At 45.1% G+C, this 15,049-nt stretch carries 18 protein-coding genes and 1 riboswitch; all 18 genes read left to right on the top strand.

All coding sequences use genetic code 11. The annotated features are described in order from the left end of the window. Nucleotides 1–36 precede the first annotated feature (36 nt). The 18 genes from NT178_12470 (at nt 37) to cobU (ending at nt 14,890) form a co-directional block, all read left to right on the top strand. A complete protein-coding gene (locus NT178_12470) occupies nt 37–2,637 on the top strand; it encodes an AAA family ATPase (GenBank protein ID MCX5813340.1) in 2,601 nt (866 codons plus the stop codon). Between the two features lie 520 nt (nt 2,638–3,157). Beyond that, a complete protein-coding gene (locus NT178_12475) occupies nt 3,158–3,748 on the top strand; it encodes a Crp/Fnr family transcriptional regulator (protein MCX5813341.1) in 591 nt (196 codons plus the stop codon). A gap of 84 nt (nt 3,749–3,832) precedes the next feature. Further along, nucleotides 3,833–4,066, top strand: coding sequence for a hypothetical protein (locus NT178_12480; GenBank protein MCX5813342.1), 234 nt, complete (start codon nt 3,833–3,835; stop codon nt 4,064–4,066). A gap of 50 nt (nt 4,067–4,116) precedes the next feature. Beyond that, entirely contained in the window at nt 4,117–4,854 is a 738-nt protein-coding gene (locus NT178_12485; protein ID MCX5813343.1) for an SDR family NAD(P)-dependent oxidoreductase, read from the top strand. Between the two features lie 241 nt (nt 4,855–5,095). Continuing rightward, the gene (locus tag NT178_12490; GenBank protein ID MCX5813344.1) at nt 5,096–5,422 is read left to right on the top strand and encodes a type II toxin-antitoxin system RelE/ParE family toxin; all 327 of its coding nucleotides are present in this window, start codon (nt 5,096–5,098) and stop codon (nt 5,420–5,422) included. Continuing rightward, nucleotides 5,415–5,777, top strand: a complete 363-nt coding sequence (locus NT178_12495; protein MCX5813345.1) for a helix-turn-helix transcriptional regulator — start codon at nt 5,415–5,417, stop codon at nt 5,775–5,777. Before NT178_12490 ends, NT178_12495 begins: the two co-directional genes overlap by 8 nt. Nucleotides 5,778–5,859: 82 nt before the next feature. Beyond that, complete coding sequence (locus tag NT178_12500; protein MCX5813346.1) at nt 5,860–6,141, top strand: type II toxin-antitoxin system Phd/YefM family antitoxin; 282 nt, start codon at nt 5,860–5,862, stop codon at nt 6,139–6,141. Continuing rightward, nucleotides 6,138–6,434 carry a type II toxin-antitoxin system RelE/ParE family toxin gene (locus NT178_12505; GenBank protein MCX5813347.1) on the top strand — a complete coding sequence of 99 codons (297 nt, stop codon included), beginning with the start codon at nt 6,138–6,140 and terminating at the stop codon, nt 6,432–6,434. The genes NT178_12500 and NT178_12505 overlap by 4 nt, the downstream gene beginning before the upstream one ends. A gap of 96 nt (nt 6,435–6,530) precedes the next feature. Further along, nucleotides 6,531–6,728 carry a DUF3795 domain-containing protein gene (locus NT178_12510; protein ID MCX5813348.1) on the top strand — a complete coding sequence of 66 codons (198 nt, stop codon included), beginning with the start codon at nt 6,531–6,533 and terminating at the stop codon, nt 6,726–6,728. 7 nt (nt 6,729–6,735) lie between these two features. After that, on the top strand, nt 6,736–6,942 hold the full coding sequence (locus NT178_12515) for a DUF2905 domain-containing protein (protein ID MCX5813349.1): 207 nt from the start codon (nt 6,736–6,738) through the stop codon (nt 6,940–6,942). A gap of 288 nt (nt 6,943–7,230) precedes the next feature. After that, on the top strand, nt 7,231–7,806 hold the full coding sequence (locus tag NT178_12520) for a rubrerythrin family protein (protein ID MCX5813350.1): 576 nt from the start codon (nt 7,231–7,233) through the stop codon (nt 7,804–7,806). A gap of 60 nt (nt 7,807–7,866) precedes the next feature. Then, a riboswitch (cobalamin riboswitch) is annotated at nt 7,867–8,060 on the top strand. Between the two features lie 30 nt (nt 8,061–8,090). Beyond that, the gene (locus tag NT178_12525) at nt 8,091–10,007 is read left to right on the top strand and encodes a TonB-dependent receptor (protein ID MCX5813351.1); all 1,917 of its coding nucleotides are present in this window, start codon (nt 8,091–8,093) and stop codon (nt 10,005–10,007) included. A 42-nt stretch (nt 10,008–10,049) separates the two neighbouring features. After that, complete coding sequence (locus NT178_12530; GenBank protein ID MCX5813352.1) at nt 10,050–11,018, top strand: asparagine synthase-related protein; 969 nt, start codon at nt 10,050–10,052, stop codon at nt 11,016–11,018. A gap of 20 nt (nt 11,019–11,038) precedes the next feature. Further along, nucleotides 11,039–11,698 carry a diphthine--ammonia ligase gene (locus NT178_12535; protein MCX5813353.1) on the top strand — a complete coding sequence of 220 codons (660 nt, stop codon included), beginning with the start codon at nt 11,039–11,041 and terminating at the stop codon, nt 11,696–11,698. 11 nt (nt 11,699–11,709) lie between these two features. Beyond that, nucleotides 11,710–12,582: a helical backbone metal receptor gene (locus tag NT178_12540; GenBank protein ID MCX5813354.1), complete on the top strand. Its 873-nt coding sequence runs from the start codon at nt 11,710–11,712 to the stop codon at nt 12,580–12,582. Between the two features lie 3 nt (nt 12,583–12,585). Continuing rightward, nucleotides 12,586–13,590, top strand: a complete 1,005-nt coding sequence (locus NT178_12545) for an iron ABC transporter permease (GenBank protein MCX5813355.1) — start codon at nt 12,586–12,588, stop codon at nt 13,588–13,590. Beyond that, nucleotides 13,587–14,384 carry an ABC transporter ATP-binding protein gene (locus NT178_12550; protein ID MCX5813356.1) on the top strand — a complete coding sequence of 266 codons (798 nt, stop codon included), beginning with the start codon at nt 13,587–13,589 and terminating at the stop codon, nt 14,382–14,384. Before NT178_12545 ends, NT178_12550 begins: the two co-directional genes overlap by 4 nt. After that, entirely contained in the window at nt 14,372–14,890 is a 519-nt protein-coding gene (gene cobU / locus NT178_12555; protein MCX5813357.1) for a bifunctional adenosylcobinamide kinase/adenosylcobinamide-phosphate guanylyltransferase, read from the top strand. Before NT178_12550 ends, cobU begins: the two co-directional genes overlap by 13 nt. Nucleotides 14,891–15,049 lie beyond the last annotated feature (159 nt).

Here is a 15,049-nt window from a genome sequence, read left to right on the forward strand (position 1 = left end):
ACGACCCAGCTTGTGGTCGAAGGAGAAGGTCCTCTGATGATACTTCAAGAAATACTAAGATGGTCGGAAGGGCTTCCGGAATGGCAGAGCGATGCTATAGCCCGACTGCTTGCAAGGCAGGCTCTCGTGCCAGGCGATGTTGACGATTTGTTCGCGCTGCTAAAAGCAGAACATGGCGTCCCTGACCCGAAGGGTCGCAAGCCGAACCGGCTTACTGCTGACCAGATTCCTGCGCCGCTCGAGGTTTCGACGCACGTCGAGTTGCGTGCCATGAAGAACTTGCGACATGTAAATGCAATTGCTGAGAAGCAGGTTCTGCCATTTGGCGCTTCCGGACTTACCGTCATTTACGGCGACAACGGTTCGGGCAAGTCAGGATATTCCCGCGTGCTTAAGCGTGCTTGTCGTGCACGCGACCAAATGGAAGTGATTCACCCAAACGCCAACGCCCCCACTGGCACCGCGACCGTTGCCGAAGCGGTGTTTGAGATCGCCGTCAACGGTGCTACGCGGGATGTGCTCTGGACCAATGGGAAGCCAGCGCCTTCCGAACTATCATCACTTGCGATCTTCGATTCCCGTTGTGCCCGTGCTTACCTGGACAGCGAAGATGACTTCTCATACGTACCTTACGGGCTCGATGTTTTTGAGGGGCTGGCGAAAGTCTGCCGACAACTAAAAACCATGATCGAGACGGAGCAGGCGCACTCAAATGTCGATCTTACTGCATTCGTATCGCTACACGGCGACACAGCGGTCGGCAAACTGATTGCAGCCCTGTCCGCCAAGACAACGGCGGCCCAGATTGAGACGTTGGCTTCGCTGACACCTGAAGAACTGACCCAGCATGCCGAATTGGACAAGAGTCTGAAGGAAAACAACCCGAAAGAGAAAGCTAATCAGTTACGCTTACAAGCACGTCGGATCGCCACCATAGCCACGAATGCTACCAAGCAAGGCACCCTGATGGATCAGACAGTGATTGCTAAGCTGCGAGACCTATCGGACGGCTATCACGCTGCACAAGCAGCATCGGTGCTTGCCGCAAAGCAATTCAAGGAAAGTGAAAATCTCCTTGCGGGCACCGGTGGCGAAGCGTGGCGTGAGCTGTTTGATGCCGCCCGTAAGTTTGCGCTCGAATCCCACCCGGAAAAGAGGTTCCCGGAACTAGGAGCGGATGCTGCTTGCCCACTCTGTCAGCAACCGCTCGCTGAGGGTGCGGCGCGTTTGGTGCGCTTCGAAGAATTCATCCAACAGGATGCAGAGAAAACCACTCAGGAACGTCGCAACGCTCTGTCTACCGAGTACGAGCCTTTTGCCGCGTACGTCTTAACACTAAGCCTTGACGATGTGACCTATGGTGAAATTGAGGCCATCGATCCACAGCTTGCTGTTGACGTACGCACCTTTGAACAGGCGTTGACTGCCCGCCATGAAGCCATCAAACGGTCTGTGGCCTCCCATCAGTGGGATGACGCCAACCAGGCTTTGATTAGTCCAGCAGCCCGGCTTCAGACACTCGCTGACAAGCTGAATGGCGAAGCCGAAACCTTTGAGAAGGCTGCGGACGAAAATGCCCGTGCCGCAATGCAAAAACAACTGAGTGAGCTTGATGCGAGGGTGCGGTTACGTCAGGTCAAGAACGCTGTCATCACGGCCGTGGACGGTCTCAAGCACAAAGCCAAGCTCACGCAATGCCTGTCAGCGGTCAAGACGAATGCCATTTCCTTAAAGGCATCGGAGTTAGCCGAGAAAGTCGTGTCAAAGGAGCTAGCCCGGGCACTCAACGGGGAGTTCAAGACACTGGGCGTCGGCACGCTCAGTGTCTCATTGCAAAGCCGTTCAGACAAAGGCAAGGCGTTGCACAAGCTCAAGCTAGAACTGCCACAAAGTCGTAGCCCCGGTGAAATCTTAAGCGAGGGAGAGCAGCGGGCCATAGCCATCGGGTCCTTTCTCGCCGAAATTGGTCTAACTGGCGGCAAGGGCGGTATCGTATTCGATGATCCGGTCTCTTCGCTGGATCATCGAATACGCGAGCGCGTAGCGAAGCGTTTGGCGGTGGAGGCCGCTCAGCGCCAGGTGATCGTCTTCACTCATGAGATCTACTTTCTCTGCGTCCTCGTGGAGGAAGCAGAGGCAGCAGGTGTTCCGGTTTCAACCCAGAGTCTGACCCGCCGCGCGGAAGGGTTCGGTATAGCTGACCCGGAACTCCCATTCGAAGGCAAAAACGCCAGCAAGCGGATCGGTGCGCTAAAAGCCCAGCACCAGCTCATTGCTAAGTTGTACAAAAACGGCGAAGAACAGGAGTATCGGAAGCAGACTATGGATGCCTACGTTCATCTGCGCATGGCTTGGGAGCGGGCCGTCGAAGAAGTGCTGCTGCGCAAGGTGGTTTTACGCTTTCGCAAGGGTATCGAAACGCAACGACTGGCCGAGGTCATTGTTGATGATGGTGACTATGCACAGGTTGACGCCGGTATGAAGAAGTGCTCAAACTACGCGCACGACAAGGCCCTCTTGGGGGGAGTAGCGGTGCCTGAACCTGAGGAGTTATTCGCTGACATTATGGCACTGGAAACTTGGCGGAATGATATTGAGAAAAGAAGCAAGGACACCGCGAAACGTCGAAAAGGTTGAAGCTCGTCATCTCTATGTGTTTTATAGAGGAGAGCTAACAAATGCATGGAGCGGATCGGCAGGAAACGGCACCTGCCTTCCGCTCATGCTGCTGTTGGAACCATATTATAGGAAATAAATTCATTTTCTGATTATTTCCGGCAACTATGGATACTGTGTTTGCAACATTTGTTACAACAGTTGTAACAAAAAGTAAATATTCTGTAGACCAAGGACTGGCTTTGCTTTGAGCTATGAAACCTTTTTTGCGTCCAATTTGGACGCAAAAAATAATAACTACTATGAATTATTAATTTAATGTCTACCAATAAAAACATAGAGACAAAAAACGAAATAAAAAATATAATGAAATACAAAGACATTAAAAGGTAAAGAATCGAAGACAAAACGCATAGAAGCGTTCCAACAAATGCGTGCAGCCAATCGGCCTGAAATCAGGCCTCTCGCTGACGCCAGTGTTAGGTCCAGGATTAAGACAGAGACAACGCTGGCCTATGAGAAATAGATTGAAAGAATAATTATGAAATCAGACTATCTCATAAAATTAGGTGATTCAATGAATTTTGCTGCTGGTATCCCTCAAGAGGAACAGGATAAACTATTGAAGCGGTTAAATTCAATCACTATCAGGAAAGACGAGTATTTTTTGAGGGCCGGAGAAGTCCCCCAAAGAATAGGTTTTAATGTGTCTGGCTTAATGCGCCTTTTCTATATTGACAGTAACGGGACAGAACGCATAAAGCATTTTTGCATTGAAAACACCCTAGCTATCTCGTACAGCGCATTTTTACTGAGAGAAGAATCAAAATTATATATCCAGGCAATAGAAGATACAAAACTCCTTACCATAAATTACGAAACCTACTGCGAAATCCTGGACAGCCATGCATGTTGGCAGACAGTATTAAGAAAGTTTGCTGAACTGTTGTATATCATCAAAGAAAAAAGAGAACACGAATTTTTAATGAATAGCGCGCAAGAAAGATATTTACAATTTCTGGAAGACTATCCGAATATTAAAGAGAGATTAAACAATTATCATATTGCATCATATCTTGGAATTACCCCCGAATCACTGAGTAGAATTCGCACAAATTTAAAGCAAAATTAACATACATCAATGACTGCAAATCTAACCTCCTGTATTTTGTTGTAATAGAATTTTAAAACTAACTAAATTCAGGAGGGATATGTCATGAATCACAAAATTGGTGAAGCATTAAAGAGCGGTTTGATTAATGGTATAATATGTAGCATTATTGCAGGATTACTCAATTATTTTATCTTCCCTTTCCCCAAAAGCATAATGGATAATGTAATGGGTCATAGTATCGGCGGCTTTTTTTCTGGCTTTTTTGCGGGTCTCATTGGAGTATTGATGTATATAAAGTTTCACACTGACAATAAAAGTAGGTCTAAATTAGAATGATTGACATTACCTTGATTGTTAAGGATTAGACTGAATATTGGAGGTGAAATATGGAGTTATCAAACAAAACTATTGTGATTACAGGAGCATCAAAAGGTCTTGGCAAGGAGACTGCACTCCGTTTATGTCGTCAGAATACAAATCTAGTTCTTGTAGCGCGCACCGAAAACCTACTGAAACAGACGCAAAAAGAAATTGATAATCTGACAGGCAGATCGCCATTGATTATTCCTTGCGACGTTTCAAACGAATCGGACGTAGAGCGTATGTCGGGAATAATTAAAACCAACTTTCATCATGTCGATGTCTTGATAAACAATGCCGGGATTGGGATTCATAAGATTTCGGAAGACATGTCAAGTGAAGAAATGAGGAAACAGTTTGAAGTAAATTTCTACGGTCCTGTTTATTGTATAAAGGCCTTGCTTCCGCTGCTTAAGCTCAGTGATTCCCCCTACATATTGAACATTGGTTCCTTGGTCGGTGAAATATCGTTTGCGGATAACAGTATTTATGCGGCGACGAAATCCGCGCTATCGTGTTTTTCTGATGGCCTTCGCAGTGAAATGGTAAAGTCTAATATTAGAGTAGGATTATTTTTACCAGGGCTTATGAGCACCTCGTTTCAAAACGATAGGGAACGTAAGATAAAAACTCCCTCATTTATGATCCTCGATCCCCAGAAAGTAGCTGCAAAACTTGAGAGAGTCATTCATCGAAGGAAGAAAAAGGTTTACGTGCACAAATGGATGCTTTTTCTTATGAAAATGAAAAAGTTATATGGATAATGTTTTTGAAGTGATACAATAAGATGAATAATACATAATATGATCAACCAACAATCTGATGCAGGCGATTCCTTACAGTCGCGGCTGATCATGGTGTTGGGCCCAGACAAGAGACGTTATGGTATGAGGACGACCGGATTATTCCCCATGTCAGTTTGCCAACGAGAAATCCTGGTACAGGGTTACATAAGGCATTGAGAAGCTCGTTGACAAAAGTTCTCAATTATGCTAACCTGGTTTAATGAGATATACCATTGAGTACTTTAATCCGTATGTAAGAGAAGAAATTGAGGATTGGCCCGCCGACGTTCTGGCCGACTATGCGCGAATTGTAGAGTTGCTCATGGAGTTCGGGCCACATTTACGTATGCCACATTCACGAGCTATGGGGGATGGGTTATTTGAATTGAGGCCTCGAAGTTCTGAAGGTATTGGAAGAGTATTCTATTGTTTCATGATAAATCAACGCATCGTGATACTTCATGCATTTATCAAAAAGACACGAGAAACCCCAAAAAGAGAATTAAAGCTGGCCCGTAAAAGAATGAAGGAGGTTAAAAATGACTGACATTAAATACGATCCTGTGTCTCACGACCATGAGGCATTCTTGAATAAGGCCAGGAAGCGTCAAGGTTTTCGCGAAGCGTATGACAACTTAGAGGAAGAATATATGCTTGTTCGTGAGATGCTGTCTGCCCGCTCAGAGTCCGGTCTCACACAAGAAGCTGTTGCAGAACTGATGGGTACCACTAAGAGTGCAGTATCACGTCTGGAATCAGCGGGCAAACATGCTCCGTCAATTACAACGCTCAAGAGGTATGCGAAAGCCGTTGGTTGTGATCTGCAAATCAAGTTAGTTCCTAAAAACAGCCCAACAAGGCGCTCCACCCAATCGGCAACAAAAGACGTTGCCTCTGGGTGAGCTTTGTGTTATGCCATGAAAAGGGCATTGACTACCACATTTAAAGTACGTTATAATGTACGTTATTTATGTGAGGTGCTATATGAAAAGACTCAGAGTCAATGAAGATATCCGGCCAATGTCGGAGTTTCGCACTGGCATTGCATCCTTCCTCAAACAGATACACGATACAAAGCGCCCACTCATCATCACACAGCATGGGAAAGGTGTGGCTGTTTTGCTCGACGCAGGCGAATATGAAGCTATGCAAGAGAGAATTGAATTACTTCAAGACATACAGACATCTATTGGTCAGATAGAAGCTGGTCAGGGAATTGACCATGAAAATGCCAAGACCACCTTATTGAAACAGATCAGAGAATGAAAATCATCTGGTCTCCCGTTGCAATGGACAGAGTCTCAGAGATAGCAGGGTACATAGCACAGGAAAATCCGGTTGCTGCAAAAAGTTGGATAGAAACAGTTTTTCAAAGAGTGGGTGAACTGAAAGTATTTCCTGAGAGCGGTCGCGTTGTGCCGGAAACCGACAGTGAAACTATAAGAGAACTGATATATGGCAACTACCGAATAATCTACCGGTTGGAAGAAAAGAGGATTTCCGTGCTTACCGTTCGTCACGGGAAGCAGATATTGCCGGTGGATGAAATCGTGGTATAATCAGCCGTGGAGGCTATCGCTTACGCTCCGGCCCAACTTCGTGTTACGCAACAAAAGACGAATGATAGGTATCACTAAAAACAGAAGGGACTTGTCATGCAAAAAGAAGAAGATCACTCTGGAGAGTTAGACAAAAAGTTAGCCGCTGTGTGCGGGCTTTACTGTGAGGCATGCACTTTTTTCATTGCCACGAAGGAAGACCCGGCAAGGCTCAAGGGACTGGCAACACGATTTCAGATTTCAGAGGAAGCGGTCAAGTGTTACGGATGTCGGTCGACCAAGAGAGTACCTTAGGAGAACAATGGGACGTTGGATAATAATAGCAGGATTAATATTAGTTGTAATAGGGATAATACTGCACTTCGCTCCCTGGCTTGTGAATTGGTTCGATAAATTGCCAGGTGATATACGTATTGAGACTGAGCGGAGCAAAATATTTATTCCTATTACATCCATGGTGATACTTAGCATTATTCTGACAGTGCTAATAAACTTATTTAAACGATAGGCTGACAACGCAACCGGCCACGGCTACATAACACAATGCTTGAGAAGGCGCGTCGGCCTGTCTCAAAGACATTCGGACGCTTTGGCCGCAGTTTTCTCCGAAACGTTTTCGGAGAAAGCCCTATGCCCTGCAAACCCAATACAGGCTTAGCTTTAGAGCACGGAACCTTTTTTGTATTCACAGTGAATACAGACTGCAAAATATCATGTTCTACCCGGCTTGACAGCCACTTTCCTATTTTGTAGGATTAAAGTTTCAGCACGTTAATTGTAGAAGGAGGATTCACATATGGATTTAAAGGGAACAAAAACCGAAAAGAATTTGCTCTTAGCGTATACCGGCGAGTCTAACAACAGGAACTTATATTCCTATTTTGCATCACAGGCAAAAGAAGAAGGATATGAACAGATTGCCGCAATTTTTTTGGAAACAGCCGACAATGAACAAGAACATGCCAAACAAGAGTTAAACTTTATTCAGACAAGTGATGTAGAACTCCCTGCCGGTATTTATCCTGTTAAAGGATTTGGCAAGACTGTTCCCAATCTGGAAACAGCCGTTGCCGGTGAACACTACGAGCAGAGTATAATGTATCCTGAGTTTGCCGACACAGCCGATGAAGAAGGTTTTTTTGAAATTGCCCGAATGTTGCGGCACATTGCCTCTATAGAAGCTCTGCATGAAAAACGGTATCTTGCCCTTTTAAATAATATAAAAGAAGGGAAAGTTTTCAAAAAGGATACGGTTGTTAAATGGAAATGCCGCGTATGCGGATATGTAAATGAAGATAAGGATGCCCCTGATAAGTGTCCTGTATGTTCTTATGGCCGTGCCTTTTTTGAGTTATCAGCAGAAAATTATTAGGATTGGATCGGGAAAATTCCAGGAAAGATTTATAGATGTTGAAATTTAATTTAATACATGATAAAGATTTCAGCTAAGCAATATTCGTCCGATTTGCAAGGGAAGTGAAGTGAAAATCTTCCACTGTCCCGCAACTGTGAAGGGTTAAAGGCAACGCATGGCATATGCCGGCCACTGTCCGGAAAAATGGATGGGAAGGTGCGTGGGCTTAATTCCCGGAAGTCAGGAAACCTTGGATTGGATGTCTGAAGATACTGTCCTTACGAGGCATAAGGAGGTTACTCGTGAAGCATCCAATATCATTATTTCTCTTGTTTTTGATTTTTATCTTTCCCCATGTGGCAAAATGCCAGCAACTCCACAGTTTAGACGAAATCGTTGTTACTGCAACAAGGGTCGAAACACCGGTAGAAGAGGTGGCAAGCTCGATCAGCATAGTAACATCAAAAGAGATTGAGGATAAAAAAGAACCTATGGTGCTGGATGTCCTCCGGGGATTGCCCGGGGTCGATGTGACGCAAACCGGAGGGCTCGGCAGGTCATCATCAATATATATCAGGGGCGCCAATCCGGAGCATACCCTTGTAATGATCGATGGGATGGAAGTAAATGATGTAATGCACTTCGGCAGGCTCTATGATTTTTCAGACCTTACGATTGATAATGTTGAACGCATTGAGGTTTTACGGGGGCCTCAGAGCACTCTTTACGGTTCAGGCGCCATAGGCGGCGTTATCAACATAATTACAAAAAAGGGGGCTGGAAAACCGAAATTCTTTGTATCCGGAGAGGGCGGTTCCTATAATACATTCAGGGAATCAGCCGGATTAGAGGGCTCTTTGAAAAACTTTTACTATTCTTTGGGTATCTCACACATAAATTCCAAAGGTATCTCATCGGCCTACAGAAAAGACAGTAATATTGAAACCGACGGATATGATAATGCGTCCTTTTCATCAAGGTTCGGATTTACCCTTGGAAAACACGTCAATACCGATTTTATTGTCCATTACACCAAAACAAGATCAGACATCGACAATGGAGGGGGGCGAGGGGGCGATGATGTAAATAACATATACAGAGCTGCCCAGCTTCTTTTAAAGGGAAAGGTGGATATCGCCCTATTTGAAGGAAAATGGATACAGTCCATAGAGTTCGCTACCAACACCAATGACAGAACATACTTTAACCCCAGAGATTTCCAGCACCCTGATGATGCAGAAAAATCGAGCTACAACGGAAGACTTAACAAAATAGGATGGCAGCATGTTGTTGAGGCTCATAAAACAAATACGCTCACCTTTGGTGTGGAATATAAGGAAGAAACGGGAAAATCCGATTACCGCTGGATAAATGCCTGGGGCACAGGGACAACCCTCTTTCCCGAAAAGTCGGCACATAATACAGGCTATTACATACAGGATCAGGTTAAGCTTGGGGAACAGTTTTTCGGAACCATAGGCTTGCGCCTGGATGATCACAGCGAAATAGGATCGAAAATCACATACAGGATTGCCCCTGCTTACTTCATAAAAAAGACAGGAACAAAGATACGAGGGACATACGGCACCGGAGAGAGGGCTCCCTCCTTGTACCAGCTCTATGCGCCTGCAACGGTATGGGGGGCTGTGGGTAATGTCAATTTAAAGCCGGAGGAAAGCAAAGGCTGGGATTTCGGGATAGATCAGGATTTTTTTAATGAAAAAGTCACCCTCGGAATCACCTATTTCAGTAACAAATTTAAAAATCTCATAGATTACGATAACACCCTCGGTTACGTAAATATCGGAAAGGCACAAACTGACGGAGTGGAGTTCTCAACAAGGATTAAGGCAAGAGATGATCTTACATTCGATTTCAGCTATACCTGTATGGACACTGAAAACCAGGATACCGGCGAATCTTTATTGAGAAGACCGAAGAATAAGTTCAGCGCTGATACAAGCTATAGTTTTTCAGAAAAAGGGAGCATTCATCTCAGGGTTCTATATACAGGTCAAAGGAGGGACTGGATGCCATATCCTTCAAGCGGTATAGTCGGAGGACATACTCTGGTAAATATTGCAACCAAATATAATATAACCAAACAAATTCAGCTTTTCGCAAGGATTGAGAACCTCCTGAACAGGCAATATCAGGAAGTCCGGGGATATGGGACGCCCGGCTTTTCCATGTACGGAGGTTTTAAAGTTGCCTTTTGACCGGGGCTAAGCGGTAAGATATATGCACGAAGGAGGTATATAATGTACGGGGATAAAGAGCTTAATACAATGAAAGAACTATCATCCAGATTAAATAATATTTTTACCGGTGCTGTTGAAAAAATGGCCGTGCCCAACATTCTTTTCTCCGGCGGACTTGATACAAGCATCATTGCAGCTATTGCATGCCACATCTATCCGCCCTCTGAAGTTCAAGCAGTTACGATAAACCTTTTGTCTGAAGGCGATGATCTCCAATATTCAAAAGAGCTTGCACAGGCCCTGCAATTCCATCATATCCAGAGATCAATCAGCATTGATGAGGCGCTGCAAGCTATTCCCGTTGTAATCAAAGCGCTTGGAAGCTTTGACCCTGCAATACCGAATGATATTACCGCCTACTACGGTTTAAAGACCCTCTCCGGCATGGGCATCTCTTCATTCATGACAGGGGACGGTGCAGACGAACTTTTTGGCGGCTATGATTTTATGAAAGAAATTGATGATTTATCCAATTATATAAGAAGGATAACCTCGCACATGTCTTTCAGTTCAAATGTGCTTGCAGATTTCCTGGCAATGGATGTAAGACAGCCCTTTCTCGAAAAAGAGGTAATCAAATTCGCTCTGGAAATACCGGATAAATTCAGGATTCGGGCAGAGCACGGGGTGATCCACGGCAAATGGATACTTAGAAAGGCCTTTGAAGACCTTCTCCCGGTCAGGTTCATCTGGCAGGGGAAAAGACCCCTTGAATACGGTTCCGGCATGACAAGACTCAGGGAGATCATATCTTCGATGGTCAGTGACGAGGAGTTTCGAAATAATCCTTATCCTGTCAGGTTTTTTAATAAAGAACATTTCTATTATTACAAGGTGTTCTGTGAAGTTGGCAACACGATCCCGGCACCGAAAGAAGGAGAAAAGGCATGTCCGGCCTGCGGCGCCGGCATGTCAGTCAATTCCTTTCACTGCCGTGTGTGCGGGCACGTACTTGAATGGAAGTTATAAATTATTACAAGGAGGTTACTATGAAGACATTTTGTTCATGGAGCGGAGGAAAGGACAGCGCCCTGGCATTCTATGAGGCAGCCAGGTCCGGCATAGCAATCACCCACTTACTCAATATGGCAACGGAAAACGGCAAGCATTCACGTACTCACGGCCTTACATCAGAGCTTCTCGTCTCTCAGGCTGAAGCGCTCAACATCAGTCTTGTACAACAGGGGGCATCCTGGGACACCTATGAAAATGAATTCAAGAAAGCCGTTGCAGGCATCAAAGAGGGTAACGCACTCAGAGGAGTCTTCGGGGATATCGATATGATAGAACACAGGAACTGGGTGGAGCGGGTATGCCTGGAGTCGGGGGTAGAACCCATGCTTCCTCTTTGGTTGAGAGAAAGAGAGGAACTCCTCAACTCTTTTATCGACGCAGGCTTTAAGGCCATCGTCGTTGCAACGGATAAACAATATTTAGGCGAAGAATGGCTTGGCAGGGAAATAAACAGGGCATTTATGGATGATCTAAAGGCATTTGACCGTGTCGATCTCTGTGGTGAAAAAGGAGAGTACCATACCTTTGTTTATGATGGCCCCATCTTTGTAAAACCCGTAGAGTTCAGCATTATACGAAAGGTATTAACGGACTCATATTGTTTTCTGGAACTTACAGCAAATAAACAGATGTGACCAAAATAACAATGAAAAAACACGTTATAACTACGCTTTTTATTGTTGTTTTTGCTTATGCCGGCATTTTTATCCTGACCAATTCTTACGCAGGTGAGCCTACAGCGAAGCCAACACCGTATCAAAGAATCATTTCCTTGAGTCCTGCCATCACAGAAGCCCTATATCTGCTCGGTGTTGAAGACAGAATCATCGGCGTCACTACATATTGCCAGAAACCCCCTGATGCAGCAAAAAAAGAAAAAATCGGTACAATATTGGAAATCAATACGGAAAAGGTGATCAGCCTAAAACCCGACCTTGTTATCGGCACAGGGCTTACAAATTCAAAAGATACCAAGAAATTAAAAAACCTCGGGATAAATGTGGTAACTTTTGATATATCAAAGGACTTTGATTGGCTCTGTCACATTTTCATTGAACTCGGCAAATTGGTGGGAAAAGAAGAACAGGCAAGGACTATGATAGCTGAATCGAAGAAAAGGATAGTAAAAACACAAAAAAAGGTGGAAGGCCTGTCCCGTAAAAAGGTCTTTGTCCAGCTCGGCTCCAAACCACTTTTTGCAGTCACCAGAGATTACTTTATCAACGATCTTATAGAATTTGCCGGCGGGGTAAATATTTTTAAAGATGCACAATCCGGTCTCGTAAGCAGGGAAGAAGTGGTACGGCGCAATCCCGATATAGTTATTATCACAACCATGGGCATTACAGGCGAAAAAGAGCAAAAAACATGGCAACAATACAGAACCATTAATGCCGTGAAAAACAAGAATATATACCTCGTAGATTCCGACAGGATGTGCAGCCCCACACCGGTCAGCTTTGTAGAATTGCTTGAAGATATCGTAAAGATACTGCATCCAGAGGCATTTGAAGGATAGGGAATGAAAAAAACTATATTGAACTGGCGGTACTCCATACTTCTTTCAGTGGGGTTCCTTCTTGCCGCAAGCCTCTATTCGCTGAGCAGTGGCTCATCCGACATAACCCTGAAAGATGTTATACCGACGCTCTTAAGAGGCAGCGGAACCCCTGAGTTCAGCATTCTTTTTGATATCCGCATACCCAGGATTCTGCTGGGCTTTGCTGTCGGCGGTTCTTTAAGCCTTGCCGGGGTTATCCTCCAGGGCATGTTCCGGAACCCCCTTGTTGAGCCTTATACGCTTGGCATTTCAGGAGGCGCTGCCCTCGGCGTAGCCCTCTGTATTATTCTGGGACTGCACAGAATATTCCCGGACCTTGCCATGCCGCTTTTCGGATTCATAGGCGCCTTTGCTGTGGCCCTTCCCATCTCCCTTATAAATATAAGGAAAGGTACGGTTAAAACAGAGGGTCTCCTTCTTACAGGCGTAATGATAAGCTATATCTCTTCTTCCATAGTTACCCTTATATTGGCCATATCGCGCACTGAAGACCTCCAGGGCATCATATTCTGGATAATGGGCTCATTAGAAGAACCAAGCTGGTTGCTCATCTCCATTGTCCTGTTTATTTCTTTGACCTGCCTTGTCTTGTCTTACATCTTCTCTTTAGATCTGAACGCCCTTGCCCTGGGCGAGGAAGAGGCCGTTCATCTCGGCGTAAACGTGGAAAGGGCAAAGAAGATGCTCTTTCTCATTGCATCAGTTTTGACAGGTGTCAGCGTATCCATTGCAGGCATAATCGGTTTTGTCGGGCTTGTTGTGCCTCACTTTGTAAGGATGCTTGCAGGGTATGACCACAGGGTACTTCTTGTCATGTCATTCCTTACAGGCGCAGGCTTTCTCATATTCTGCGATACCCTGGCGCGGACAATCATTTCACCCGTCGAACTTCCTGTAGGGGTTATAACTGGCATACTCGGAGGTAGCCTTTTTGTCTATGCCTTAAGCAGAAGGTTTTTGAAATGATTGAAATAAATAATTTTTCATGCGGATATGGCTCAAAGGTCATACTCAACAATATCGATCTCCGGGTAGAAAAGGGGGAGTTTGTGGGCATCATCGGCCCTAACGGATCAGGTAAAACCACTCTGCTTCGCGGTATTACACGGTTAGTCAAGCCCTTTGGAGGTATGATCCGTTTCGGCGGGAAAGATATAAGGGGGATGGGCTTCAGAGAAATTGCACAAAAGATAGCTGTAGTATCCCAGGGCATTCCTTCAACAATAATGACTGTTGAAGAATATGTCCTCCTCGGCAGAATACCCCATTACAGCACATTCCAGTTGTTCGAAACCGGAAAGGATATTGAACTTGCCGAACATTGTATGGAGATTACCGATACAATAAGATTTAAAGACAGGTATATCTCTATGTTAAGCAGCGGAGAGGTACAGCTCGCGCTCATTGCGCGTGCACTCACTCAGGAACCGTTGCTACTGCTGCTTGATGAACCTACTGCCCATCTGGATATTACTCATCAGGTGGGAATCCTCGATCTTATCAAAAGATTAAACAGGGAATATGCCCTTACCATTATCATCGTGCTTCACGATCTCAACCTTGCCGCAGAATACTGCGACCGCCTCGTCCTCATGGACAAAGGCGCCATCAAAAGAACGGGAAAACCGGAAGACGTACTGAATTACAGTGATATTGAAGAGGTTTATAAGACGGTTGTTGTTGTGGAAACAAACCCTCTGTCTTCTAAGCCATTCGTGCTTGTCGTGCCTGAGGAGGTAAAGAAACGATGCAAAAGATAATTATTATACTTGGAGGCGCAAGGAGCGGAAAAAGTCATTATGCATTGGCAGAAACATCTCTTATAAAAGGGAAAAAGGCCTTTATTGCGACAGCAGAGCCCCTCGACGACGAGATGCATATCCGTATAGAAAATCATAAGAAGGAAAGAGGCAACGACTGGGATACCTACGAAGAACCGATTCACATAGCCCCTCTAATAAGCAGGATCAAAGGAAAATACGACGTTATCCTCATAGACTGTCTTACCTTATGGGTTTCGAATATCATGCATGCCGGTTTTGACATTGTTGAAGAGGCAGGGAAACTCGTTTCCGTTATCTCAACCTACTCCCCTACCCCTCTATATATTATTTCAAATGAAGTAGGGCTGGGACTTGTCCCGGAATCGCCTCTCGGAAGGGCGTACAGAGACAATCTGGGGCATGTGAACCGGCAGGTTGCGCAGGCGGCGTCAGATGTAATCTTTATGTTTGCAGGCATTCCATTAAAAATAAAGTCATCATAAAATGTTTTTGAAATGACTACGAAAATTTAATAATGATAAACCAGGGGGAGGAAGGGTAAAGTATGGGAAATGAAGAAGGATTTCTTCATTTCCGCCGGATTCACATAAGCGTATATGTCAATCCGGCTTGGGTGGTCAGCGGCATGGCAGGGATGTTTT

Source organism: Pseudomonadota bacterium (genome assembly GCA_026388255.1).
Classification (GTDB): Bacteria; Desulfobacterota; Syntrophorhabdia; order Syntrophorhabdales; family Syntrophorhabdaceae; genus JAPLKB01.